Consider the following 24,131-nt stretch of genomic DNA (forward strand, 5'->3'; position numbering starts at 1 on the left):
AAAGAATAAATTTTGTCCTATCTGCATAAAAAGGTTAAGCTTCGCCAAAAGACGAATTTGAAGGCACTTGCGAAGCAGAGCCTTTTTATAGGTAAACATTTAAAAGCAAGGCTTAGTATAAACCTCGCTTTATACCTTTGTATATTTACATTCTTTACATTCTTTACATTCTTTACATTCTTTGCATTTCAGAACTACATCCGGCATCTATTTACTATTCCCTGCAAATGGTATTAGTATACATAAAACCCTTAGAAAGACTGATATTTCTGGCATTATAATACAATTGCATTATTTAATGATAGCACAATTAAGCATTAATGTCAATAACAACCATCGGCCTATTTCCTTTACAGATTCGAAAGCCCGGTTGACCCAGGGTTATGGTGAACTTGATGTACACCTCACCCAGGATAACCGGGCACCTTCACCATTTAACAGCTTACAGGCTACTTAAGTTGAATGCTCGCGCCGGCTTCTTCAAGTTTTGCCTTGAGGGCTTCGGCTTCTTCCTTGCCAATCTTCTCCTTAACAGGCTTTGGAGCCTCATCAACAAGAGCCTTTGCCTCTTTAAGGCCAAGCCCGGTGATTTCACGGACAACTTTGATAACATTAATTTTCTTTTCCCCTGCACCGGTCAGGATTACATCAAATTCGCTCTGCTCTTCAGCAGCAGCGCCGGCAGCAGCGGCAGCGGGAGCTGCTGCTACAGCAACCGGAGCAGCAGCGGTAACTCCAAACTCATCCTCAAAAGACTTTACCAATTCAGCAAGTTCCAATACGGTTAAACCCTTAACAGCTTCCAAAATCTCATTAACTTTAGACATTTATAATTCCTCCTTAAAATCAGTTAAATTTTAGTGTTACCAGCCGACCAGCGGCGGCTTAATAATTAGAGCAGCAGGTTTCTCAAACAAAGCTACGCCTCAGCAGATGCCTTCTGCTCCCTGACAGCATCCAGCACATATACAAGATTTCGCAGCAAGCCCTGCAAAGCGCCTGCGAATCCGTACATTGGCGATTGCATAGAGCCAAGCAGTTTTGCCAGGAGTACTTCCCTGGACGGAAGGTCAGCCAATGCCTTGACACTATCAGCATTAAGCACCTTATTCTCAAGGATGCCTGCCTTAATTTCCAAAGCCTTATGCTGTTTACTGAAATCGGAAATAACCTTAGCCGGTGATACTGGGTCTTCAAAGCTAAAGGCTATAGCCGTAGGACCTTCCAAAACGGGATCCAGACCTTCCAGGCCAATGTCATTGGCAGCAATCTGAATAAGGGTATTTTTAAGTACTTTGTATTCTATACCCGCTTCTCTAAGCTTGGTCCTAAGTTCGGTTACTTCGGCAACATTGAGTCCCCTATAGTCTGTAATAACTGCTCCCTTGGTCCTCTGAAGCCTTTCCTTGATTTCTTCAACTACCTGCTTTTTTGCTTCAAGATTTAACAACCATTCCACCTCCTTGACAATAACCCTGTTGAGCCGGTTCCCCGGAGAACTTTTTGTGAAAAAATCAAAGACCGCGGTAGACATACCGCGGTCCGAAATTTAAACAATAAGTTTAATTCAGAACCCCAGCCTCGGTTGGCAAACATTAAGCCTTTATGGCGCCAACTGTCTACAGCCCAATTCAGGTTATATATTTTATTAACAGGACATATTACATACTGAAATACCACAGCACATATTATATACTGAAAATATCAACTGGTCAATACTTACTTTACAGCCTTAAGAGGGTTAATTCTGATGCCAGGTCCCATTGTTGAAGACACGGTGATGCTCTTCAGATAAGTCCCTTTGGCAGCTGAAGGTTTGACACGGATCAGGGTTTCCACCAATGTCACAAAGTTGTCTACAAGCTTTTCAGCGTCAAAGGATACCTTCCCGATAGGGGCATGTATAATACCTGCCTTGTCGGTCCTGTACTCAATTTTGCCGGCCTTAACCTCTTTTACAGCCTTGTCAACATCAAAGGTAACAGTTCCGGTTTTTGGGTTAGGCATAAGTCCCCTGGGACCAAGTACCCTGCCCAGCTTTCCTACTGCTCCCATCATATCAGGAGTAGCAATAGCAACATCAAAATCAAGCCAGCCACCCTGAATTTTTTCTACCAGGTCTTCCGCACCGACTTCATCGGCGCCGGCGGTCTCAGCTTCTTTTTGTTTTTCACCCTTGGCAAAAACAATTACCTTTGCTGTTTTCCCAGTACCATGGGGCAGAACTATCGCCCCCCTTACCTGCTGGTCAGCATGCCTGGGGTCCACCCCAAGCCTGACAGCTACTTCAACAGTTTCATCAAACTTTGCAGGGGCAGCTGTCTTGACAAGAGAAATCGCCTCTGCAGGCTCCAATAATGTATCACGGTCAATATTCTTTAATGCATCCTGATACTTTTTGCCGTGTTTAGGCATTGCAGATATACCTCCTTTGTGGTTATAACGGAATCATCCTCCCACTTTTATGGCTAACAGCCGGTGAATCCGGTTTGCTCATAACTGTCAGAGTTGCGTTACAATCTTAATCTCCGATTTACATAGTTATTGACCCAAATTACCCTTCGATTTCGATGCCCATGCTGCGAGCAGTTCCTTCAACCATTCTCATGGCAGCCTCAACACTGGCAGCATTCAGGTCCTTCATCTTAAACTCAGCAATTTCACGTACCTTTTCACGGGATAACTTGGCAACTTTTTTCTTGTTCGGTTCCCCTGAAGCGGTCTCAATTCCGGCTGCTTTTTTTAACAGTACGGAAGCAGGCGGAGTCTTAGTAATAAACGTAAACGACCTGTCTTCAAAGACTGTTATTTCAACAGGAATTATCAGCCCGGCCTGGTTGGCAGTCCTCTCATTATATTCCTTGCAAAAGGCCATAATATTAACACCATGCTGACCTAGTGCCGGACCAACCGGGGGAGCCGGAGTAGCTTTGCCTGCGGAAACCTGTAACTTAATCATTCCCACTACCTTTTTTGCCATGGTTCTACACCTCCTTATATACAATGTGGTAAGACGGGCAAATGGTAAAATGCCCTCCCACTTACAGGCGTTTATACATCTTCGACCTGAGTGTACTCCAGTTCAACAGGAGTTTCCCGGCCAAACATAGAAACCAGTACTTTTAACTTGCCTTTTTCGGGATGGTTTTCTTCAATTATACCTACGAAATTCTCAAAAGGTCCTGAAATTACCCGAATATTTTGGCCAACCTGATACAGGCTTCTGGTCCTGGGCTCTTCCACTCCCATTTGCTTCAGGATCAGCTTTACCTCTGACTCGTGAAGCGGTATTGGCTTTGTCCCGGACCCGACAAACCCGGTAACTCCGGAAGTATTGCGCACCACATACCATGAATCATCAGTCATAATCATTTCAACCAGAACATAACCCGGAAAAACCTTACGCTTGGTAATCTTCTTTTTTCCGTCCTTGATCTCCACTTCATCTTCCATAGGCACCAAAATCCGGAAGATTTTATCACCCATGTTCATGGAGTCAACCCTTTTTTCCAGGTTAGCCTTGACCTTATTTTCATATCCTGAATAGGTATGTATGACGTACCATTGTTTGTTGTTTTCTAAATTACTATCCATAACACAAGGGACCTTCAGCCAAAGGCCCCCCACCCCCTCAAGTCTATTTCGGGTATTAAAAAGTCAACAGCCTGGCATCAATAACTGCTGCTAAATAAAAAATATCCGGTGCCCAGAGGCACTTAGCGGATCACAAGTGCGAGCAGTCTGCTCAGGATGCCATCAATAGCAAATATAAGGACAGCTATCATAGTAACTGCAACCAATACCACACTGGTAAATGCAATAATTTCGCGCCTGTTTGGCCAATGAACCTTTTTTAATTCATTCCAGGCACCTTTTAGAAATTTCTTCATATTGGCAACAGTTTGTCCCCTGCCGGCCCCGGAAGGCCCTGCTGCTTTTGCCGGTTTACCGTCTTTTTTGATCGGCATTTTCTTTACAAGGGGCTTATCCCCTTCATTTGACTTAACAGCACTCTTTTGTGATGACAACTTTTTCTTTTTAGTGTTTTCTTGGCCTTGAAGCGGTTCCTGGTTGGTTTCGACCATGTTCTCCCACACATCCTTAATACCATTTTTACCATGTGGTGCAAACGAAGAAATCTTTACTGTTAATTTCCAGACCTTACTTGGTTTCTTTATGAAGCGTATGACTATGGCAGAATTTACAGTATTTCTTCATTTCGATTCTCTCAGAATTGTTCTTTTTATTCTTATTAGTCTGGTAATTCCTGTTTTTACATTCCGTACAGGCGAGTGTAACTCCAACTCTCATTTCAAAACACCTCCCACAGCAATACACCGGATAAGCTGCCAGGTTTTTTTAAACTATTTTTTTGGGCAATAAAAATAAACCCGCAAAACCGGTTACCTCAACAATTTATCATAATTAATTTTGACTGTCAATAGTTTAATGCAACACATATTCATAGTTTACCTGTTTTTTCAACTTTTATAACAATATGGGCCAAAAATATTCATTGGCTTTCGAAATGACCTGGAATGAAATATGGTGAGTTGTTGCACCGATTTTCCGCACTGCCGCCTATGAGTCTAAGCTGCCATCCCACGGCAACAAGGCTCATAACGGCGTCAGTGCAAGGAAAATCTTGTACAAAAACTCACCATATGCCACGGTCATTTCCGAAGCCAACGATTGAGGCCAACACAAAAAGCCCAAGGCGCAATTAGCTTTGAATATAAAGGAGATTTATTCCCGAGAAACCTATATTAAAAAACTATCATTTACGTTGGTTAGTGAAGTTCCCATTATTTTAGCTTGAAGCTAAGAAGTGGCAGATATGTTCTGGAACAACGAGTCTGATGTCCGCTTGTCGGCCATGGCAGCTCTTAGCGCTTTAGCGCTTAGAGATGGCGATACCCTTGGGGTAAATCCGCGCAAGCGGAAGCCGGTCAGGGGCCTCCCCGATTCGTCGGAGTCTCACGCTTGTTTTTAGTGTGAGACGACGGTAACGAATTGGGGACCAAGCTGAATCGTAGCCGTTGTGAGGAACATGTCTGCCACTCCTTTAATTAAAACTAAAATTTATGAACTACCTAAATGTTAAGATTTTGATTTTCAGATTACGGTAATCTTTCTCCTTTTTACGCCGAAATTGCGCTTACCACCCCGGCACCCACAGTCCGGCCACCCTCACGGATAGCAAAACGCAGACCTTCTTCAACAGCGATCGGGGTAATCAGTGCAATGTCGATTTTGATGTTGTCACCAGGCATTACCATCTCAACACCCTCAGGCAGAGTAACAACTCCGGTAACGTCTGTGGTCCTGAAGTAAAACTGCGGACGATAGCCCTGGAAAAACGGGGTATGGCGACCGCCTTCTTCCTTGGTCAGAACATAAACCTCTGCCTGGAACTTGGTATGTGGGTTAATGGAACCCGGCTTTGCCAGTACCTGGCCGCGCTCGATTTCCTTACGGTCCACACCACGCAGCAGGCAGCCAACGTTGTCTCCGGCCTGAGCCTGATCCAGCAGCTTGCGGAACATCTCTACTCCGGTTACTACTGACTTCTTGCGTTCTTCAGTCATCCCGACTATCTCTATCTCATCACCAACCTTGACCAGGCCACGCTCCACACGTCCGGTGGCAACAGTACCACGTCCGGTGATAGAGAATACATCCTCTACAGGCATCAGGAACGGTTTGTCTATGTCACGCTCAGGTGTCGGAATATATGCATCTACTTCTGCCATCAGCTTCCAGATTGAGCCGCACCATTCACATTCAGGGGTGCCGCAGCCGCACTCCAGCGCTTTTAGAGCTGATCCTGCAACAATGGGAATATCATCACCGGGGAATTCGTATTCAGTCAGGAGTTCCCGGACTTCCATTTCTACCAGTTCCATGAGTTCTTCATCATCTACCTGGTCTGACTTGTTAAGGTATACTATGATGTAGGGAACACCTACCTGGCGAGCCAGCAGGATATGCTCCCTGGTCTGGGGCATCGGGCCGTCTGCTGCAGATACTACCAGGATAGCGCCATCCATCTGAGCCGCGCCGGTAATCATGTTCTTTACATAGTCAGCGTGTCCGGGGCAGTCTACGTGAGCATAGTGACGGTTCTCTGTCTCATACTCCACGTGGGCGGTATTGATGGTAATACCCCTTTCCCTCTCTTCAGGGGCATTGTCAATCTCGTCATACTTCTTGATTGAACTCCAGCCCTTTGTTGACATACAAGTTGTAATTGCTGCTGTAAGGGTTGTCTTGCCATGGTCAACGTGACCGATGGTTCCTACGTTAACGTGGGGTTTAGTACGTTCGTATTTTGCCTTTGCCATTTTAGCTTGCCTCCTTAAATCCTTTAAAGTGTTTTTTATTTTTATTTAATTTAAATTCCCTTTATATTTAGCGGTGTATCCCACCAAGCACACCTTATAGAAGCTTTGCCATTTTTGGCAGTTTTTATGTATTATTGTTTTTATGTATTATTGTTTTTATGTATTATTGCTTATATGTATTCCAGCTTAGTTGACGCTTCTATTAAATTTCTGTATTTCTACATGCACCTAAAAATTCCTTCCGCAAATTATTAATTAATTAAAAGTTGTCCTCCCAGGAACAAATTAAAAAGACAGGTATGTAATAACCTGCCTTGCCTTCTAATAATGGTGGCGGCGAAGGGATTTGAACCCCTGACACTGCGGGTATGAACCGCATGCTCTAGCCAGCTGAGCTACGCCGCCAAGAATGGAGCTGCTAACCGGGATTGAACCGGTGACCTTATCCTTACCAAGGATACGCTCTACCTACTGAGCTATAGCAGCAGCTAATTTTTTATTAAGACCTTGTTCATTAAAAAGTTAGCGGATAAGGATACCGCCAACAAAACAAGATTACTTACATTTGGTTGCGGGGGAAGGATTTGAACCTTCGACCTTCGGGTTATGAGCCCGACGAGCTACCAGCTGCTCTACCCCGCGACGTTGGCAAGTGTAATCTACACCTAGCTTACACATGCTTCATAAAAAATATTCGCCGGTCATAATGAATTGAATGGTGGAGGGAGAAGGATTTGAACCTTCGAAGGCTGAGCCGGCAGATTTACAGTCTGCTCCCTTTGACCACTCGGGAATCCCTCCAGATTAAATGGAGCCGACGATGGGACTCGAACCCGCAACCTGCTGATTACAAGTCAGCTGCTCTGCCAATTGAGCTACGTCGGCGACTGACAAAAACCATTATACCAAGTTTCAAAGTGCAGGTCAACTGTTTTTTTATCCCATAAAACCTAGGTTCTATGTGTTTGTTCCTTGTTAGTTTTCCCTTTTTTCCAGATATCTTTCAAGTTTCCTTTTTACTCTTTGCAGGGCATTGTCAATTGACTTGACATGCCTCTTTAAGTCGACTGCAATCTCCTGGTATGACTTGCCTTCAAGGTAAGACATAAGAACCTTCCATTCCAGCGAACTAAGAATCTCACCCATCTTTTCCTCAATGTCGTCAAACTCTTCTCTGCTGATAATCAGTTCTTCAGGGTCGGTAATCTTAGAACCTGAAATCACATCAAGCAGGGTACGGTCGGAATCTTCATCATATATCGGTTTATTAAGTGATACATACGAATTAAGCGGAATATGCTTTTGGCGGGTTGCAGTTTTAATGGCGGTTATAATCTGCCGGGTTATGCAAAGCTCAGCAAAAGCCCTGAATGATGACAGCTTGTCCGACTTAAAGTCGCGAATGGCTTTGTAGAGACCAATCATCCCTTCCTGAATAATATCCTCTCTGTCTGCCCCGATTAAAAAGTAAGAACGAGCTTTAGCACGCACAAAGTTCTTATATTTATTAATAAGGTACTCTAGAGCACTATCATCACCATCTTTGGCGAACTCCACGATATCCTCGTCTAACATCACATCATAGGTGTCAAAGACTTCCCTTTGTGCACTAAGACTCATTAAAAAATCGCCTCCGCTCTACTTTATATACCAGTACCCGAAACGCTTGTCCCTTAACAGGGGGCAATCCTGAAACAGATATTAAATTGTAACAATATTAATTAAAACAACTTCCCTACAAAACAAAATGTCCCCAACCATAGCAGCCAGAACACTGTCAAAGAGATTATGGAGACAACCATTTGCTAATTTACATAACCTATTATACATAAAGGGTTCCCTCCCGTCAAGCAGCGAACTCAAAAAACAGGAGGAAAATCCCGGTTTCAAGCCAAATTCGCAATATTCTATTTTTGTCGACGTATTCTTTCAAGAAACTCTCTTGCTTTGTCGTCCAGTCGACCGCCAAGGTCCCTCCTGGCATCAGGCATTTCCAAGTATGGCTGATTTTGTTTGCGGTGTGCTTTGACCTCTTCTTCCAGTTCTCTGGCAGATAGACGAACCGCCCCTTTGCCAAAAACTATCCTTTGTTGAGCCCAGTCCGAAGTGGCTACAGTCATCCGGTCACCTTCCCCAACCTGCCCCGCAAACTTCTCAATAACCATATCCGCCGTCTCACCCTCAGCAGTGTATATCACTTCCACCCCATTGACAACCGCTCTTGAGCCGGTCCCCTTTTTCACCAGGTGGGCATCAAACACAACAACCACCTTCACCCCGCTTACCGCCTGGTAATCACTCATTATATGCAATAGACGCGCCCTGGCATGGTCCAGATCCTTCATAGTCATTTCCTTTAGTACAGACCACGAATGAAGTATATTATAGCCATCCACCAAAAGATATTCAGTCATTACGTATTTACCTTTTCCTTTTGCCTCAGTATCTCATAACAGAGTACTGCAGCCGCAACTGAGGCATTGAGGGAGTTGATTTGCCCCCTCATAGGAATACTGACAATATAGTCACACTTTTCCTTTATAAGACGGGAGATGCCTCTGCCTTCACCCCCAATAACACATGCCAGCGGCCCTGACAGCCCTTTACTCTGCCATATCACTTCACCGTCAACATCGGCGCCGACAATCCACAGACCCTCTTTTTTCAGCGTTTCCAGGGTTCGCGCCAGGTTCACTACCCTGGCCACCGGAACATATTCCACGGCTCCTGCAGATGCCTTGGACACGGTCCCGGTGAGACCCACTGCCCTTCGTTTTGGAATAATAACACCATGAACCCCGGCAGCATCTGCAGTTCGCAGTATTGCTCCAAGATTGTGCGGGTCCTCAATTTCGTCCAGCACCAAAACAAAAGGGGGTTCTCCTTTTTTACGGGCAGTATCCAGAATATCCGCAACTTCTACATATTCCATAGCAGGTACAAGGGCAACCACCCCTTGGTGGTTTTGGCCCCCGGTCATTTTATCCAACGCATTCCGCTCCACTTCCTGGATAGGAATCCGCGCATCCCGGGCTCTTGATATTATTTCAACAACAGAACCCTTGCCGGATCCTTTGGCCACAAGTACCCGGTGCACCTGCCGGCCGCTTTTCAGGGCTTCCATAACCGGATTACGGCCCAGTATGTAATCAGACATGCTAATTAATCCATCTCCTGTCAAACCTTTTTTAGTCTATCTATTTTACCACAGGACATTGCGCCTTCCGGACAAAACCCCTTGGCAATACATGGCGGGCCTGCTTTGGCAAATAATCCCGGAGCCACTTTTTTAACCTCAGACAGCATCAGGTTGGCAAGCCTTCGGATTTCCCACTGAGCCCGTTCACAACACCTGTGCTCAAAGAAATTGTACAGAGAGCGACAGTTAAAGGTCAAGACAATTTTTGTTTCACAGGCATTTGGCAGCACATACCTGGCATCCTCTTGATGTACTATTGAGGCTAACTCCTTATATGCTGAACCGATTTCCTTCATTATACTCGTAAATAATGCAGCAGCTTCCGGATTATTCTCTATAGATGGCGGAACGATAAAGGTAAAGTCATCAAGCCTGACATACCGCTGTGACTGCTGAGAATACGATGCAATCCTGTGTCTGACCAATTGATGGGTCAGAACCCGGCTGACACCCTCTGCAGAAAACGTAAAAGAGACATGCTCCGTAGGTGACCAGTGCCCAAGCTCAACCAGCATTTTAAGAAAACGATCTGCCTCTGCTTTATCGAGATTCTCCAGAATCTGTTCCGCTCCCGCAGGGGAATAGCACAGCTTTGCCGCGGCAGCTACGGTCCTGTCCGGGTCAGGCGTATGGTTAATCAGTTGTACTTTCAATGGTTAGTGTCCCCCTCTGCAGAAGATAATACAATTTCACGGGCAGCACTAAATATTTCATCAATCCGGTCTTCTCTCCCGCAAAAGGCCAGATAGCCTATCAGGGTTTCCAAAGCAGTACCATGCCTATAGTCTGATACCGACATGTTTTTAGGCGCCGAACCAGATTTGGCATTTCTGCCCCTCCTGACCACAGCCGCCTCTTCATCTGACAGGTTATCACTGATAGCTCGCAATACCCTTGCCTGTGTAGCTGCATTAACAAACTTGACAGCTTTTTTATGAAGGGAGTCTACTTTGGTATACCCGCAAGATATCAGGTATTTCCGTACATATAACTCATATACCGCATCACCAAGGTATGCTAGAACAAGGGCAGGTATTCCTGCCGGGTTTTCCTGCCCGTAAAAATTCTTCATGGCTCAGCCAACTCCTGTTTGCTATTTCAGCTTCCAGCGTACTCCCTGAGGAGTATCTTCCAATATAATACCGGTTTCCTTCAGCTTGTCCCGAATGGCATCAGCCATTGCCCAATCCTTCCGGGAACGGGCTTCCTGCCTGATATCAATTATCAGGTCCATCAGCTTATCGGACAAATCAGATTCATTCTGACTGTGTACGCTGTCCGGTTCAAACAGCCCCAGTACCTGGCCCAGCCTGATAAAACTGCCCTGCGCCTTTTCAAGGACTTCTTTTACCGGGAGGGGCAGCTTCCGGCCCGCATATGTATCCAATTTTTTACCAAAAGCATTGGCCTCCCTGGCCAGATCGAAAAGACTGGCGACTGCCAGAGCTGTATTGAAATCATCATCCATGGCTTCGCTGAAGTCCTGTTCCGCCTTGCCAACCGCCTCATCAAAAGCGGTGATTTCGGCATCCAGGGGGATGTCAGAATCCCCGAAGCTGACACTGTTCTTCAGCGCCGCAATATTGTCCAGGGCATTGTGCAGCCTGGAGAGACTTTTTTTATTCATCTCCAGTTTGGTATCATCAAAGTCCAGCGGGCTTCTGTAGTGAGTTGAGACTATGTAGAACCTGACAACCTCCGGGTCATATTTATCCAGAATTTCACGCACAGTAAAAAAGTTTCCCAGAGATTTGGACATCTTTTCTTCATTCACCGTGATAAAACCATTATGCATCCAATACCTGGCAAAAGGTCCACAACCCGCAAAAGCCTCTGCCTGGGCAATCTCATTTTCGTGATGGGGAAATACCAGGTCAAAACCCCCGCCATGGATGTCAAAGCCCATACCCAGGTATTTATTGGCCATGGCGGAGCATTCTATATGCCACCCCGGGCGTCCCATGCCCCATGGGCTCTCCCACCAGGGCTCCCCGGGTTTGGCTGCCTTCCACAGAGCAAAATCCATAGGATGCTTCTTGCGTTCATCAACATCAATGCGGGCGCCGGCCTGCATATCTTCCAGTTTCCGCCCTGACAGCTTGCCATATCCGGTAAATATGCCTACAGAAAAGTATACATCCCCATCCTTTTCATAACCATACCCGTTATCAATGATTTTTTGGATCATCTCAATGATTTCCGGCATATGGTCACTGACTTTGGGATGGATATCTGCAGGCCGCACCCCAAGGGCGCCGGCATCTTTATAATATTCCTTGATATACTTTTCCGCCAGCGCCAGGGCATCCATGCCCTCTTCGGCAGCCCGGTTGATTATCTTATCATCTATATCGGTAAAATTCTGAATGTACTTGACCTCAAGACCAAGGTACTGAAAATATCTTCTGACAGTATCAAACACAATTAATGGCCTGGCATTGCCCAGGTGTATCAGATTATACGTAGTCGGTCCACAGACATACATCTCCACCTTGCCGGAATTACGCGGCACAAATTCCTCTTTACGATTTGTCAAAGTATTATAAATCCTAACCGTCATTTCCGGGCCCCCTTGTTTCTTCGATTCTTCTTTCAAGCCGCCCCACCTTGCGCTGCAGGCACAGAATCATCTCAGCTACCGGGTCAGGCAGATTTTCATGATGGAGGTCTATAATATCCTCCACTTCCATATCAGCAATATTAATGCCATCCCTGATGACCACTTTCCCCGGGATGCCCACAACAGTAGTATTGGCCGGAACATCTTTAAGCACTACCGAGCCCGCCCCAATCCTGGTATTATCTCCAACTTTAATATTCCCCAGAACCTTGGCGCCGGTGCTGATAACCACATTGTTTCCTACCGTGGGATGACGTTTCCCCTTTTCCTTGCCTGTTCCGCCTAGGGTCACCCCCTGGTAAATGGTAACATTATTGCCTACTTCAGCCGTTTCACCGATGACCACACCTGTCCCGTGGTCTATAAACAGGCCTTCCCCGATTCGGGCCCCGGGGTGTATTTCAATACCGGTGATAAACCGCGAAAACTGCGATATGAGCCTCGGCAGCAGTATCATCCCTCTATTATATAAGTAATGTGATACGCGGTGAAACAAAAGGGCATGCAGCCCAGGATAAGCCAGTAAAACCTCCAAAAAACTCCTGGCAGCCGGGTCGCGCTCAAAAATAACCTTGATGTCTTTTTTAATCCTGCTAAACAATTTCTGAACCCTCCTCAGCAGCCTCCTGTCAATCCTTCAGACCAATAATCTGAGCCAACCTGACCAGAACCCTGTCCCGGCCCAGAACGGGAATAATATAAAACAGCTCCGGGCCATGCATCTGCCCTGTCAAGGCAACCCTTAGAGGCATATAAACTTTTTTACCGCCCAGTTTAAGCTCTTTTGTCAGTGCTTTAAGTACTCCCTTGGCGCTTTCCGGAGTCAGTTCTTCAGCTTCGGTAATCTTTTGCCTGAAGGCACGCATTACCTCTTGAACCTCAGGTTCCTCCAGAACAGCAGCGGCTTCTTCATTCTCCATTTTCACATGGTCATCAAAGTAAATTTTCGTATGTTCCGTTACCTGGGCAACATACTCCAGTTTTTCCTGAACAGAGAGAACCATCATTTTCAGCCATTCATACCTGTCAGGAGTAACCTCCCCGGTAACATAGCCGGCTTCACGAAGGAACGGGATGGCCAGGTCAGTAATTCTCCCCACATCAGTCTTCCGTATGTACGACCCATTCAGCCAGTTAAGCTTGTCGATATCAAAAACAGCCGGATTCTTGGCCACCCTGTCCAGGGAAAACTGCTCAACCATCTCTTCCAGGGTGAATATTTCCTCCTCACCGGCGGGGGACCATCCCAAAAGGGCCAGGAAATTAACCAGGGCTTCGGGGAGATACCCCTTGCTCCGGTAGGCTTCTATAGATGTAGAGCCATGTCTTTTACTCATTTTACTGCGATCCTTACCCAAAATCAGGGAGACATGGGCAAAATACGGGGTCTTCAGGCCAAGTGCGTTATAAAGCAGCAACTGGCGCGGGGTGTTGGACAAATGCTCTTCACCCCTGATTACGTGAGTAACCCCCATCAGGGAATCATCCAAAACAACAGCAAAATTATAAGTGGGAATCCCGTCTGATTTAACAATGACATAATCCCCGATACCATTACTTTCAAATATAACATTACCGCGCACCAAGTCCTGGACGATTACATTTTCATCATCCGGAACCCGGAATCTGATAACCCTTTTCCTGCCTTCCGCTTCCAGCCTGTTCCTTTCTTCAGCAGACAGGCTGCGGCATTTGCCCAGGTAACGCGGCAGCTCTCCCTTGGCCATACATGCCTGGCGTTCGGCCTCAAGCTCTTCCTCGGTACAGTAACAGTAGTAAGCCTGTCCCGTTTCGAGAAGCTTCCCGGCAGCTTCAGCATAAATATTTAACCGCTCTGTCTGCCTGTAGGGGCCGTGCTCCCCACCCTTTTTAATGCCTTCATCCCAGTCCAGGCCAAGCCATAATAAAGATTCCAGAATGTTCTCTTCAGACTCGGTACTGGACCTTTCCAGATCCGTATCCTCAATCCTTACTATAATCCGGCCTCCGTATTTCCTTGCCAGAAGCCAGTTAAAAAGCGCTGAACGGGCGCCGCCTATATGTAAAGGGCCCGTCGGGCTGGGCGCAAACCTCACCACCACAGAATTGTCCATTAGTCATGAAACCTCCTTAAAAACTCTAACACATTATACCATTTAATACTTCCCTTAATCAACAGATTATGTTTCTCTTAACAAACAGAAAACCCGCTGAAGAAAAAGCCCTTATTTCCTTTCGAAATAAAGGCCTTTTGCTATATCATTCCCCCAGCAGAGCAGCTCTAATCTGCTGAATAAGGCGATCCAGAATATCCAAAACCCTCTGTATCCAGCCTTTCACTTCTTCCTGCTTAACAGTATAAGCTTCAAGCTTATCTTTATATGATTGCAGCTGACCGGTCAAATCTTCTGCTCTCAGATTGAGCCCGCGAATTTCCTGCATTAAACCGGTTACCTCCTCAACCTGTCTGTTATTGAGATTCAGATTAAGGTCTCCGGCTACATTAATGACTATTTGCCTGATTCTCTCCGGGTTGGCTGTCCTTTCTGCGATCACCTGCTGTTTCACCAGAACAATAAATTGTACTGCCTTATCACGCCCTATTTCCTCGCCAAGGCTACCTGTTTCGACAAGCTCCCTGCTGGCTGCCTTTTTGGGCCTTTCGCCAAGTGATTTCCCTGTTGCCACCTCAACTGCCTTAAAGATGCCTGTAAGAGCCGCCGTGCCCGAAACCGGGAAAGGTGCCGCTACAGTCACCCCGGCATCCCTCACTCCTGCAGTGACCAGGGCATTGGCATACATGTCATCTGTTACCCAGGTAATATTTCTGGAAGTCACCCTGATTCCCTGACCCGCAGGCAGCATTTCCACCATCGCCGACGAAATCGCCCTTGTTCCCAGCGTCTCCTCCGGCACCAGTCCTGACAGGTATTTTCGTTCTTCAGCATTGGTAATCTCAGTAACAGGCCTGTCCGCCTGAGCCAGGTTGACACCGAACTCTGATGCCAGCATACTTCTTTGTGCAGCCGTCAAATCTGCTCCAAAGGTAATTACCTGTGAATAAGCGGCAGCCGCCGCTCCGGGGAACATAACTACAAATGCGGGAAGCATACTCATGAATACGAGCAGCATACACAAAACTACCGGAACCCTCTGGCTGAATTTCAACTAATCCCCTCCTCTTTTGGGTGTGGTATTATTATTTGTTGAAATCGTCCCGGTAATTCCCGCATCCTATGTAATTATCTTATACTCCGTTACTTCTTAATCCAGCGACAGCATGAGCAGCAATCCCTTCTCCGCTGCCCGTAAAACCTAAGCCCTCAGTTGTGGTGGCTTTTACATTTACAGCGGAAACCGGAACACGCATAGCCCCGGCCAGGTTTTCTGCCATATTGCTTATGTACGGGGCCAGTTTTGGTCTTTGAGCGACGATTATACTATCAATATTATTAACCTGAAAACCGGATTCACTAACGATTTCCATTACCCGTTCCAGAAGCATCAGGCTCGATATGCCTTTATATTTGGCATCGGTATCAGGGAAATGTCTGCCGATATCACCCTGTCCCGCTGCTCCCAACAGTGCGTCCATAATCGCGTGTGCCAGTACATCGGCATCAGAATGTCCTTCAAGTCCCTTTTCAAACGGAACCGATACCCCTCCCAGTATAAGCTCTCTGCCCGTTACCAGTCTGTGAACATCATACCCAATACCAAATCTCAACCAAGACCCCTCCTCTTCAAAATGGCCTCGGCAACTACGATATCTTCAGGAGTAGTTATTTTAATGTTTTCATAAGATCCGGGAATAACCTTAACGGGTACCCCCAGCCTTTCTACCAGAGCGGCATCATCTGTTCCGAAAAATTCTGAAGCGCTTGCCTGCCTATGGGCCTTCTGTATCAATTCAAGGCGAAAAACCTGTGGAGTCTGAATACTCCACAGTCTTTCCCTCATTAAGGTATCAGTTATCATTCCTCCGGCATCAGTTCTTTTAATGGTGTCCTTTACAGGTACACCGGCCACAACCGCTCCGGTAACCTTGGCCTCTTCAGCAAGCCTGTTTATCAGATCAACGGTCAGAAGCGGTCTGGCTCCATCATGAATCATGACATAATCGCTGGAGTCATTAATTGTTTGCAGGCCGCAGCATACTGAGTCCTGTCTCTCGCTGCCCCCGGCAACTACAACAGTAGGTTTGCTTATTCCATAATTGGAGAGTATTTCCTGACGGTAATACTCCTCTTCACCCGAAGCGCAGACCAACACTATGTTACTGATGACCTCGGCATCCTGAAAAACTCTTAGGGTATGCACTATAATAGGCATACCCCTAAGAAGTATAAATTGCTTATTCAGATAGCTCTTCATCCTTCTGCCCTGACCGGCAGCAGGTATAACAGCCGTAAACTTATCCAATCAGATTCACCTCATTGTAGGAGGATGGCGGATCGTGGTCAATGTTCTTTTTGTCAGCGGACTTGGGTTTGGCAAAAATCATTCTGCCCGCTGCTGTTTGCAACACACTGGTAACAATGACTCCTATGGTCTGTCCGATAAACCTCCTACCACCGTCAACAACAATCATTGTTCCATCATCGAGGTAAGCAACACCCTGCCCGATTTCCTTGCCGTCTTTAATAACCTGTACCAGCATCTCCTCACCCGGCAGCACAACCGGTTTAACCGCATTTGCCAGTTCATTAATGTTTAAGACCTTGACCCCGTGCAGTTCAGCGACCTTATTCAGGTTAAAGTCATTGGTAACCACTTTTGCATTCATCACCTGGGCAAGTTTAACCAACTTGCTGTCAACCTCGGCGATTTCTTCAAAGTCTTGTTCATATATCTGCACCATGACATCAAGTTCTTTTCTGATTTTATTGAGGATATCAAGGCCCCTGCGGCCCCTGTTTCTTTTCAGTAAATCCGACGAGTCTGCAATATGCCTGAGTTCTTCCAAAATAAAACCGGGAATTATCAGAGTACCCTCAATAAAGCCACTTTTACAGATGTCTGCAATCCTTCCGTCAATAATCACGCTGGTATCAAGTATCTTGCAGGACTGAGATGACTTAATATCTGTTTTGGTCTGCTTATCCTTACTAAACCGTGGCAGGAACCCGAGTAACTCTTCCTTTCTCTTCATACCCACACTCATACCCAGATATCCCAATAACAAGGTAACAATAATCCGTAATACTCCGCCAACCCACCAGGGAAGCCACGAAATAGCCGCCCCTAATAAAGTAGCTATTATAAGTCCGATTATTAAACCAATGGCGCCGCCTACCATTTCTTGAATTGACATCCTGATTAGCCTCTGTTCAAGCCAGGAAGTCAACCGAACTGTCCGTTCGATAATGCCCGACGCTAGAAGAATCCCCAATAAACCGCATAAAGAGGTAACAATACCTATAATCCCATAATGCATAGTCGGTTTTGTGATATCAACCCCGGCAATACTACCGGGTAAATAATAATAGCTTAACCCAAACCCCAGGCCGGTGAAAAGAACTATTACTATGATTCTTAAAGCCCTGCGAAACAAATTCATTCACCCCCTTTCCTTACGGTTAGCTTATGATTTTATTATTACCATTATACGCCAACTAATAACGTAGTATCAAGAAAAAGGTTATTATGTGATAATATACGGGAGCTTAGAGCCGCTTGCCTCCCACTTAAAGAAGCAGGTTGCGGTTATAAAAATAATACGTCAGAACTCTGACGTATTAAGCAAACACGGCGTCCAGCATAAGTTCAATTTTTTCTTCCTCTGCACCACGAGCCAGAACAAGTTCACTAATAAGAATTTGTCTCGCATTCTCCAGCATTTTGCGTTCCCCCGTGGATAAACCCTTTTCCTGCTCACGCAGAATAAGATTCCTTACAACTTCAGCAACCTCGTAAATATTCCCGCTTTTAATTTTTTCGAGGTTGTTTCTGTAACGGTGATTCCAGTTCTGGGACATGGTGTTTTGTTTTTCATGCAGTATATCAAGAACCTTCTGCACACCTTCTTCATTAATCACCTGCCGCAATCCGATTTCACTGACATTGTTTATTGGAATCATCACTTTCATGTCACCGATAGGCATTCTCATGATATAGTACTGTCTTTTTTCACCGAGAACCTCTTGTTCCTCGATGGCCTCAATCACACCGGCTCCATGCATCGGATAAACTACTTTATCTCCTACATTAAACATCATAGACCTCCTATAACGGGTTTCTATAATAGTATAGCACAAATAATCTGACAGTGTCAAATAAAAATGTATTATATCACATCTATTTCCAATATGTCAACAAAAACTTTTGGCTTTTATCACATTGACAGGTGAAGAGCAATCTAAGTATAATTAAGCCATGAAGAATTCTAATAAAATTGTAACAGGGGGGACACCATGAAAGATTTATTATGCGATGAATTTCAAAATACAGTCTCCGAACTGTTAATACGTCACCAGAGTGTACTTGATGTATTAAGCAAGCTCCAGGAAGCTTCTGCCCGCATTAACCGAGCGGTTACAAAATCTGTAACCAGCTGCGGATGTATTGAGGTAACGGCAAAGAAAAAGGATATCCCGGATAACATCTCCATATTGGAGCTAAAGCAGTATACCGATTCCCATCTTAATGGGAAACTCTGTCCCAAGTGCGAGGAAATTATTGAAGCCGAAATCGGTCGGACACTCTTCTACCTGGCAGCTCTATGTAATCACATGGATATCAATCTTTATGATGTCTTCATTAAAGAGCACAACAAGCTTTCAACTCTCAGGTACTTTAACTTTACATAATTGTATCTGCCTATCAGACTGCCTATTATCTGAAAAGAGCTCAAACCCCGTTTCCGGAGGGCTTGAGCCTTTTTTCATATTTTTTCTCCGGGCGCACTTATTGCCGTTTACCAGTGATGCCTGTCTAAAAGAACCTGATCTCTGTACCTTTTCAGCCCTTCCTTTATCGCCCTGGCCCTTACTTCCCCGATACCCTCCACATCATCAAGCTCCTCAATGGATGCATTTAAAATTCTCTGCAGTGAAGCAAAGGTGTCTACCAGGTTTTTTATTACCGGCCAGGGCAGTCTTGGGATTTTGTAAAGAATTCGGTAACCTCTTGGCGAAACAGACTGGTCCAGGATGCCGGCGCCGCCCGCATAACCCAAGGCACGGCACACGAGAGACAGGTCCAATAAATCTTCCGCATCCCACTGACCTATAGTATGGAGCACTTCCTCCGGGTTTTTGTCTTCATGCAGGTAATAATCTTCCACAATAAGCAGTCCGTCATCTTCAACATTTGCTATCAGCTCATCCATCTGCATACTGACAAGGCGACCCTCACTCCCCAGTTCTCCAATATATGTTTCAATCTCTTTAACTACTCTGACAACCATTTCAGTACGCTGCAAGGCCTTGGCGACATCATACAGGGTAACCAGATCCTGAAATTCCAGAGTGCTGAGTGTTGCCAGGGATTTATCCAGCACCACTTTATATTTTTCCAGGGTCTGTACCGCCTGGTTGGCCTTGGTAAGAATAACCCCGATGTCCCTGAGGACATACTTCCCGGACCCTTTATAGATTGTGATTACATTTCTCCGCTGTGAAATCGAGATTACCATCACCCCCGTCTGGCGGGCCACTCTTTCAGCGGTACGGTGGCGAATTCCGGTTTCCATAGAAGGGATAATGGAATCTGGTATCAACTGAGTGTTGGCATATAGAATTTTTTTAGCATCATTATTTAAGATGATAGCCCCATCCATCTTGGCCAGCTCATATATACCTGCCGGTGTCAGGTCAGCATTGATTTCAAAACCCGCATCAATGATTTCCATAACCTTAGAGCTGTCACCAATAACTATCAGGGCCCCGGTTCTGGCGCTGAGGATGTTTTCCAGCCCTTCTCTAAGGGGTGTCCCCGGAGCCAGTATTTTAATGGCTTTTAGGAATTCGCCATCAAGTAAATGCTCGTCTTTCAACTCTTCACCCCCAATGCTGTCTCAAATGCCTCATTAACTGTTTTTACACCAACTACATTAATTCCCGCAATATCCTTACACTGGATGGCGTTAGCCGTAGGAATGACAAAAGTGCGAAAACCTAATTTCGTCCCCTCATGGATTCTCTTAGCAGCTTGGCTGATTGCACGCACTTCCCCCGTAAGACCTATTTCACCCAAAACAATTGTTGACGGGTCAACCGGGATATCCTTGAAACTGGAGGCCAGAGCAACGGCAATACCCAGATCAACAGCGGGTTCGTCCAGCTTGACACCTCCTGCAGCGTTAACATAGGCATCCTGGCTGCTCAGGTGCAGTCCCACCCTCTTTTCCAAAACTGCCAGAATCAGGTTTAAACGGTTGTAATCAACCCCGCTGGTCACTCTCCTTGGATTACCAAAGCTGCCGGCGCTTACCAGGGCCTGTATTTCAACCAGCACAGGCCTGGTTCCCTCTATACCGGCTATCACAACCGAGCCCGAGACGCCGGTAGGGCGCTCGGCAAGAAATATTTCGGATGGGTTCGCCACCTCTGCCAGGCCCTGCTCCCCCATCTCAAAAACCCCGATTTCATTGGTTGAGCCAAACCGGTTTTTAACAGCTCTTAAAATCCGGAAGCTATGATTGCGTTCCCCTTCAAAATACAGTACAGCATCCACTATATGTTCTAACACCCGGGGACCTGCAATGGACCCGTCTTTAGTTACGTGTCCCACTATAAAGACAGGGATATTCCGGTTTTTAGCCTCCTGCATGAGGCAATACGTGCATTCTCTCACCTGAACGACACTACCGGGAGCAGACGGAATTTCTTCCCGGAAAATCGTCTGGATAGAATCAATGATGACCAGCTTCGGTGACAGGCGTTCCATATGGACCAAAATCTGGTCCAGTGAGGTTTCGGCTACCGCAAACAGATTTGCGTCAACAACCCCAAGCCTGGCTGCCCTCATCCTGATCTGCCTGACAGATTCCTCAGCCGTAACATACAGGGAAACACCCTGGTTTTTTGCTATAACTGAAGCCGCCTGAATGGCAATGGTAGATTTGCCGATCCCCGGATCTCCCCCGATAAGAACGAGGGAACCCGGTACAATGCCGCCTCCCAGGACCCTATCCAGTTCGGCGATCCCGGTAATCATCCGCTCCTCTGATATATCTGACACCTGGGTAATCGGTATCGGCTGCGAAACAACCTGTCTTGAACCACTCTTGGTTTTCTTTATATTTATTTCCTCAGAAAGGGAATTCCATGTGCCGCAGCCCGAACATCGTCCATACCACTTTGGCTCTTCATGGCCGCATTCCGCGCAAATAAACCTGGTCTTTATTTTAGCCACAGTATACCTCACAATCCAAACTTCTTAACTTTTAATTATATCATCGAAAAAGATGGTTCACAAGATACAGTTTGGCAGAAACACAGTGCAAAAAAGGCCGGCCAAATCCGGCCAGCCTTTTCCCTGATACATATCTATCTGCCTTATTTACCAAATAGCTGCCGCCTCATCCCTCATAGCAGCCTCCTAGGCGCCTGTGCCTACCGTATCTCTGGCTATCACAATTCCCTCTGCACCGGCATCGATAACCAGCTTATCCCCCTTTTTAAAGGCACCTGTCAGGATTTCCTCCGAGAGCAGGTCTTCTACGTATTTCTGAATAGCCCGGCGCAGAGGCCTGGCGCCGTACATGTGGTCAAATCCTTCTTTGGCCAGAAACTCTTTGGCATTCTCGGTAACGTCAATAATCAGCTCACTGTCCCTTAATCTTAAAGCAACCTCGTTCACCATAAGCTCAACTATCTGCTTAATATGTCCTTCATCCAGCGAATGGAATACAATAATTTCATCAATCCTGTTCAGAAACTCAGGCCTGAATGTACGGCGGAGTTCATTAGTTACTTTATCCTTCATATCATCATAACTTTTTTCCCTGCCTGCAGGCCGAAAACCGAGTGAGGTTTCTTTTTTCAGCATCTCAGCGCCGACATTTGAAGTCATAATCAATACGGTGTTACGAAAATCAACAGTGCGTCCCCTGGCGTCGGTGAGCCTGCCGTCCTCCAGTACCTGAAGCAGAATATTAAAGACTTCCGGATGAGCCTTTTCAATCTCATCAAGAAGAATTACACTATATGGTTTTCGCCGGACTGCTTCGGTTAACTGGCCTCCTTCATCATAACCCACATATCCCGGAGGTGCTCCGACAAGCCTGGATACGGCATGTTTTTCCATATATTCAGACATATCAACCCTGATCAAAGCATCTTCGTCACCAAACAAGGCCTCAGCCAAAGCCCTGGCCAGCTCAGTCTTACCAACACCTGTCGGTCCCAGAAAAATAAATGAACCGATAGGCCGTTTGGGGTCCTTAAGCCCGGCCCTTGCCCGGCGAACTGCCCTGGACACTGCCTTAACCGCTTCATCCTGTCCGATAACCCGCTGATGCAGGACATCCTCCATTTTCAGAAGTCTGGCGCTCTCTTCTTCAGCCAGTTTACTGACAGGAACCCCGGTCCAACTGGATACAATATGGGCAATATCTTCCTCTTCAACGGTCTTCTTTTCAAGCCCCTTCTGCTTTTCCCAGTCTTTTTTGATATTCTCCAGTTCTCCCCGGAGTTTTTGTTCACTATCCCTTAAACCGGCGGCTTTTTCAAATTCCTGACCCGAAATAGCAGCCTCCTTTTCCTGGCGGATTTTTTCCAATTCTTTTTCTTTGTCTTTCATTCCCGGGGGGGCAACATAGGTCTGCAGCCTTACCCTTGAGGCCGCTTCATCAATCAAATCTATAGCCTTATCAGGCATAAACCTGTCAGTAATATACCTGTCAGACAGCCGGACTGCGGCTTCAATGGCCTCATCGGAAATTTTCACCCGGTGATGGGCTTCGTAGCGGTCCCTCAACCCCCGAAGAATTTCGAGGGCTTCTTCAATCCCGGGTTCTTCCACTGTAATCGGCTGGAACCTCCTCTCCAGAGCAGGATCCTTCTCAATGTGCTTCCGATATTCATCCAGAGTTGTAGCGCCAATGCATTGAAGCTCCCCTCTTGCCAGAGCCGGTTTCAGTATGTTGGCAGCATCAATAGCACCTTCTGCTGCTCCGGCACCAATAAGGGTATGCAGTTCGTCAATAAAAAGAATAATGTTGCCGGCATTCCTGATTTCTTCTATTACCTTTTTTAACCGCTCCTCGAATTCACCGCGGAACTTGGTCCCGGCAACCACCGATGCTAGGTCAAGGGTAACCACCCTTTTAGACATCAGGGTTTCCGGCACATTGCCATGGTCAATTCTCTGGGCCAGGCCCTCGGCAATGGCGGTTTTACCTACCCCCGGCTCACCTATAAGGACCGGGTTATTCTTAGTCCTTCTGCTTAATACCTGGATTACCCGCTCAATCTCTTTCTCCCTGCCTACTACAGGGTCTAGTTTGCCTTCCTTGCCCAGGACAGTCAAATCCCGGCCAAATTCATCAAGATTTGGAGTGCTGGTCTTGCTCTCACCGGATTTGGGTGTCCCACCCGATGGCTGGGCACCGTTTAACATCACCATAACTCCCTGGCGGACAGACTTAAGGTCCGCGCCAAGGTTCTGCAGAACAGTTGCCGCCACTCCTTCACCTTCCCTGATGAGGCCGAGCAAAATATGTTCAGTGCCAATATAGTTATGACCAAGGGCCCTGCCTTCCTCAAAGGAGAGCTCCAAAACCCTTTTGGACCTGGGAGTAAACCCGATATCGCCAATGGCCGCACCATTGCCCTTACCAATAATTTTCCCGACTTCTTGCCTGACTTTTTCAGACTCTATCCCCAAAGAATGCATAACCTTTGCAGCAATCCCGCCGCCTTCTTCGATTAAGCCCAGCAACAGGTGTTCAGTGCCCACATAAGGGTAATTCGACCGTTTGGCTTCCTCCTGGGCAAGCATCAGAACCTTTTGAGCCCTTTCCGTAAATCTTCCAAACATAGAT

26 protein-coding genes, 5 tRNA genes and 1 other annotated feature are annotated in these 24,131 nt (G+C 46.3%); of the genes, 2 read left to right on the forward strand and 29 right to left on the reverse strand.

Features of this window, described 5'->3' with window-relative positions:
- Positions 1-449: 449 nt before the first annotated feature.
- The 7 genes from rplL to rpmG form a co-directional block, all read right to left on the reverse strand.
- On the reverse strand, positions 450-827 hold the full coding sequence (rplL, locus tag Ga0451573_RS11855) for a 50S ribosomal protein L7/L12 (protein ID WP_231684348.1): 378 nt from the start codon (positions 825-827) through the stop codon (positions 450-452).
- A 92-nt stretch (positions 828-919) separates the two neighbouring features.
- The gene (rplJ, locus tag Ga0451573_RS11860; protein ID WP_231684349.1) at positions 920-1,450 is read right to left on the reverse strand and encodes a 50S ribosomal protein L10; all 531 of its coding nucleotides are present in this window, start codon (positions 1,448-1,450) and stop codon (positions 920-922) included.
- 54 nt (positions 1,451-1,504) lie between these two features.
- Positions 1,505-1,643 (reverse strand) — a sequence feature (ribosomal protein L10 leader region).
- 76 nt (positions 1,644-1,719) lie between these two features.
- Positions 1,720-2,415 carry a 50S ribosomal protein L1 gene (gene rplA, locus Ga0451573_RS11865; protein WP_231684350.1) on the reverse strand — a complete coding sequence of 232 codons (696 nt, stop codon included), beginning with the start codon at positions 2,413-2,415 and terminating at the stop codon, positions 1,720-1,722.
- Between the two features lie 139 nt (positions 2,416-2,554).
- The gene (rplK, locus tag Ga0451573_RS11870; RefSeq protein WP_231684351.1) at positions 2,555-2,980 is read right to left on the reverse strand and encodes a 50S ribosomal protein L11; all 426 of its coding nucleotides are present in this window, start codon (positions 2,978-2,980) and stop codon (positions 2,555-2,557) included.
- Positions 2,981-3,051: 71 nt separating this feature from the next.
- Positions 3,052-3,594, reverse strand: a complete 543-nt coding sequence (gene nusG, locus Ga0451573_RS11875; protein WP_231684352.1) for a transcription termination/antitermination protein NusG — start codon at positions 3,592-3,594, stop codon at positions 3,052-3,054.
- A gap of 122 nt (positions 3,595-3,716) precedes the next feature.
- A complete protein-coding gene (gene secE, locus Ga0451573_RS11880) occupies positions 3,717-4,085 on the reverse strand; it encodes a preprotein translocase subunit SecE (RefSeq protein ID WP_231684353.1) in 369 nt (122 codons plus the stop codon).
- A gap of 76 nt (positions 4,086-4,161) precedes the next feature.
- Positions 4,162-4,311 carry a 50S ribosomal protein L33 gene (gene rpmG, locus Ga0451573_RS11885; protein ID WP_231684354.1) on the reverse strand — a complete coding sequence of 50 codons (150 nt, stop codon included), beginning with the start codon at positions 4,309-4,311 and terminating at the stop codon, positions 4,162-4,164.
- Positions 4,312-4,837: 526 nt separating this feature from the next.
- Between rpmG and Ga0451573_RS11890 the strand changes: the two genes are divergently transcribed.
- Complete coding sequence (locus Ga0451573_RS11890; RefSeq protein WP_231684355.1) at positions 4,838-4,993, forward strand: hypothetical protein; 156 nt, start codon at positions 4,838-4,840, stop codon at positions 4,991-4,993.
- Positions 4,994-5,141: 148 nt separating this feature from the next.
- Here Ga0451573_RS11890 and tuf read toward each other — a convergent pair whose 3' ends face one another.
- The 19 genes from tuf to Ga0451573_RS11985 all read right to left on the reverse strand — a co-directional run bounded on the left by tuf (position 5,142) and on the right by Ga0451573_RS11985 (position 18,357).
- Positions 5,142-6,344, reverse strand: a complete 1,203-nt coding sequence (gene tuf, locus Ga0451573_RS11895; RefSeq protein WP_231684356.1) for an elongation factor Tu — start codon at positions 6,342-6,344, stop codon at positions 5,142-5,144.
- A 328-nt stretch (positions 6,345-6,672) separates the two neighbouring features.
- A tRNA-Met gene (locus Ga0451573_RS11900) sits at positions 6,673-6,749 on the reverse strand.
- Positions 6,750-6,754: 5 nt separating this feature from the next.
- A tRNA-Thr gene (locus Ga0451573_RS11905) sits at positions 6,755-6,830 on the reverse strand.
- Positions 6,831-6,910: 80 nt separating this feature from the next.
- Positions 6,911-6,986, reverse strand: a tRNA-Met gene (locus tag Ga0451573_RS11910).
- Between the two features lie 74 nt (positions 6,987-7,060).
- Positions 7,061-7,145 (reverse strand) — tRNA-Tyr (locus Ga0451573_RS11915).
- Positions 7,146-7,153: 8 nt separating this feature from the next.
- Positions 7,154-7,229: transfer RNA gene (locus tag Ga0451573_RS11920), tRNA-Thr, on the reverse strand.
- Positions 7,230-7,319: 90 nt separating this feature from the next.
- Positions 7,320-7,964: an RNA polymerase sporulation sigma factor SigH gene (sigH, locus tag Ga0451573_RS11925; protein WP_231684357.1), complete on the reverse strand. Its 645-nt coding sequence runs from the start codon at positions 7,962-7,964 to the stop codon at positions 7,320-7,322.
- Between the two features lie 287 nt (positions 7,965-8,251).
- Entirely contained in the window at positions 8,252-8,758 is a 507-nt protein-coding gene (locus Ga0451573_RS11930; protein ID WP_231684358.1) for an NYN domain-containing protein, read from the reverse strand.
- Positions 8,758-9,501, reverse strand: coding sequence for a 23S rRNA (guanosine(2251)-2'-O)-methyltransferase RlmB (rlmB, locus tag Ga0451573_RS11935; RefSeq protein ID WP_231684359.1), 744 nt, complete (start codon positions 9,499-9,501; stop codon positions 8,758-8,760). The genes Ga0451573_RS11930 and rlmB overlap by 1 nt, the downstream gene beginning before the upstream one ends.
- 20 nt (positions 9,502-9,521) lie before the next feature.
- Positions 9,522-10,196 (reverse strand): FAD-dependent thymidylate synthase, encoded by a 675-nt coding sequence (thyX, locus tag Ga0451573_RS11940; protein ID WP_231684360.1) that lies wholly within the window; start codon positions 10,194-10,196, stop codon positions 9,522-9,524.
- Positions 10,193-10,615, reverse strand: coding sequence for a Mini-ribonuclease 3 (locus Ga0451573_RS11945; RefSeq protein WP_231684361.1), 423 nt, complete (start codon positions 10,613-10,615; stop codon positions 10,193-10,195). Before Ga0451573_RS11945 ends, thyX begins: the two co-directional genes overlap by 4 nt.
- A gap of 21 nt (positions 10,616-10,636) precedes the next feature.
- Entirely contained in the window at positions 10,637-12,103 is a 1,467-nt protein-coding gene (gene cysS / locus Ga0451573_RS11950; RefSeq protein WP_231684362.1) for a cysteine--tRNA ligase, read from the reverse strand.
- A complete protein-coding gene (gene cysE, locus Ga0451573_RS11955; protein WP_269438251.1) occupies positions 12,093-12,782 on the reverse strand; it encodes a serine O-acetyltransferase in 690 nt (229 codons plus the stop codon). The genes cysS and cysE overlap by 11 nt, the downstream gene beginning before the upstream one ends.
- A 10-nt stretch (positions 12,783-12,792) precedes the next feature.
- The gene (gltX, locus tag Ga0451573_RS11960) at positions 12,793-14,256 is read right to left on the reverse strand and encodes a glutamate--tRNA ligase (RefSeq protein WP_231684364.1); all 1,464 of its coding nucleotides are present in this window, start codon (positions 14,254-14,256) and stop codon (positions 12,793-12,795) included.
- 145 nt (positions 14,257-14,401) lie between these two features.
- Complete coding sequence (locus tag Ga0451573_RS11965) at positions 14,402-15,310, reverse strand: DUF1002 domain-containing protein (protein ID WP_231684365.1); 909 nt, start codon at positions 15,308-15,310, stop codon at positions 14,402-14,404.
- A gap of 79 nt (positions 15,311-15,389) precedes the next feature.
- Positions 15,390-15,869, reverse strand: a complete 480-nt coding sequence (gene ispF / locus Ga0451573_RS11970) for a 2-C-methyl-D-erythritol 2,4-cyclodiphosphate synthase (protein ID WP_231684366.1) — start codon at positions 15,867-15,869, stop codon at positions 15,390-15,392.
- The gene (ispD, locus tag Ga0451573_RS11975) at positions 15,866-16,564 is read right to left on the reverse strand and encodes a 2-C-methyl-D-erythritol 4-phosphate cytidylyltransferase (RefSeq protein ID WP_231684367.1); all 699 of its coding nucleotides are present in this window, start codon (positions 16,562-16,564) and stop codon (positions 15,866-15,868) included. The genes ispF and ispD overlap by 4 nt, the downstream gene beginning before the upstream one ends.
- Positions 16,557-17,696 carry a PIN/TRAM domain-containing protein gene (locus tag Ga0451573_RS11980; RefSeq protein ID WP_231684368.1) on the reverse strand — a complete coding sequence of 380 codons (1,140 nt, stop codon included), beginning with the start codon at positions 17,694-17,696 and terminating at the stop codon, positions 16,557-16,559. The genes ispD and Ga0451573_RS11980 overlap by 8 nt, the downstream gene beginning before the upstream one ends.
- A gap of 184 nt (positions 17,697-17,880) precedes the next feature.
- Positions 17,881-18,357: a CarD family transcriptional regulator gene (locus Ga0451573_RS11985; protein ID WP_231684385.1), complete on the reverse strand. Its 477-nt coding sequence runs from the start codon at positions 18,355-18,357 to the stop codon at positions 17,881-17,883.
- 198 nt (positions 18,358-18,555) lie between these two features.
- Between Ga0451573_RS11985 and Ga0451573_RS11990 the strand changes: the two genes are divergently transcribed.
- On the forward strand, positions 18,556-18,951 hold the full coding sequence (locus Ga0451573_RS11990) for a nucleoside triphosphate pyrophosphohydrolase family protein (RefSeq protein WP_231684369.1): 396 nt from the start codon (positions 18,556-18,558) through the stop codon (positions 18,949-18,951).
- Between the two features lie 107 nt (positions 18,952-19,058).
- Here the strand turns inward: Ga0451573_RS11990 and disA are convergent, their stop codons facing one another.
- The 3 genes from disA to Ga0451573_RS12005 form a co-directional block, all read right to left on the reverse strand.
- Positions 19,059-20,138: a DNA integrity scanning diadenylate cyclase DisA gene (gene disA, locus Ga0451573_RS11995; RefSeq protein ID WP_231684370.1), complete on the reverse strand. Its 1,080-nt coding sequence runs from the start codon at positions 20,136-20,138 to the stop codon at positions 19,059-19,061.
- The gene (gene radA / locus Ga0451573_RS12000) at positions 20,135-21,499 is read right to left on the reverse strand and encodes a DNA repair protein RadA (RefSeq protein WP_231684371.1); all 1,365 of its coding nucleotides are present in this window, start codon (positions 21,497-21,499) and stop codon (positions 20,135-20,137) included. The genes disA and radA overlap by 4 nt, the downstream gene beginning before the upstream one ends.
- A 186-nt stretch (positions 21,500-21,685) precedes the next feature.
- Complete coding sequence (locus Ga0451573_RS12005; protein ID WP_231684372.1) at positions 21,686-24,127, reverse strand: ATP-dependent Clp protease ATP-binding subunit; 2,442 nt, start codon at positions 24,125-24,127, stop codon at positions 21,686-21,688.
- Between the last annotated feature and the right edge of the window lie 4 nt (positions 24,128-24,131).

It is taken from the genome of Phosphitispora fastidiosa (assembly GCF_019008365.1).
Lineage (GTDB): Bacteria > Bacillota > Thermincolia > Thermincolales > UBA2595 > Phosphitispora > Phosphitispora fastidiosa.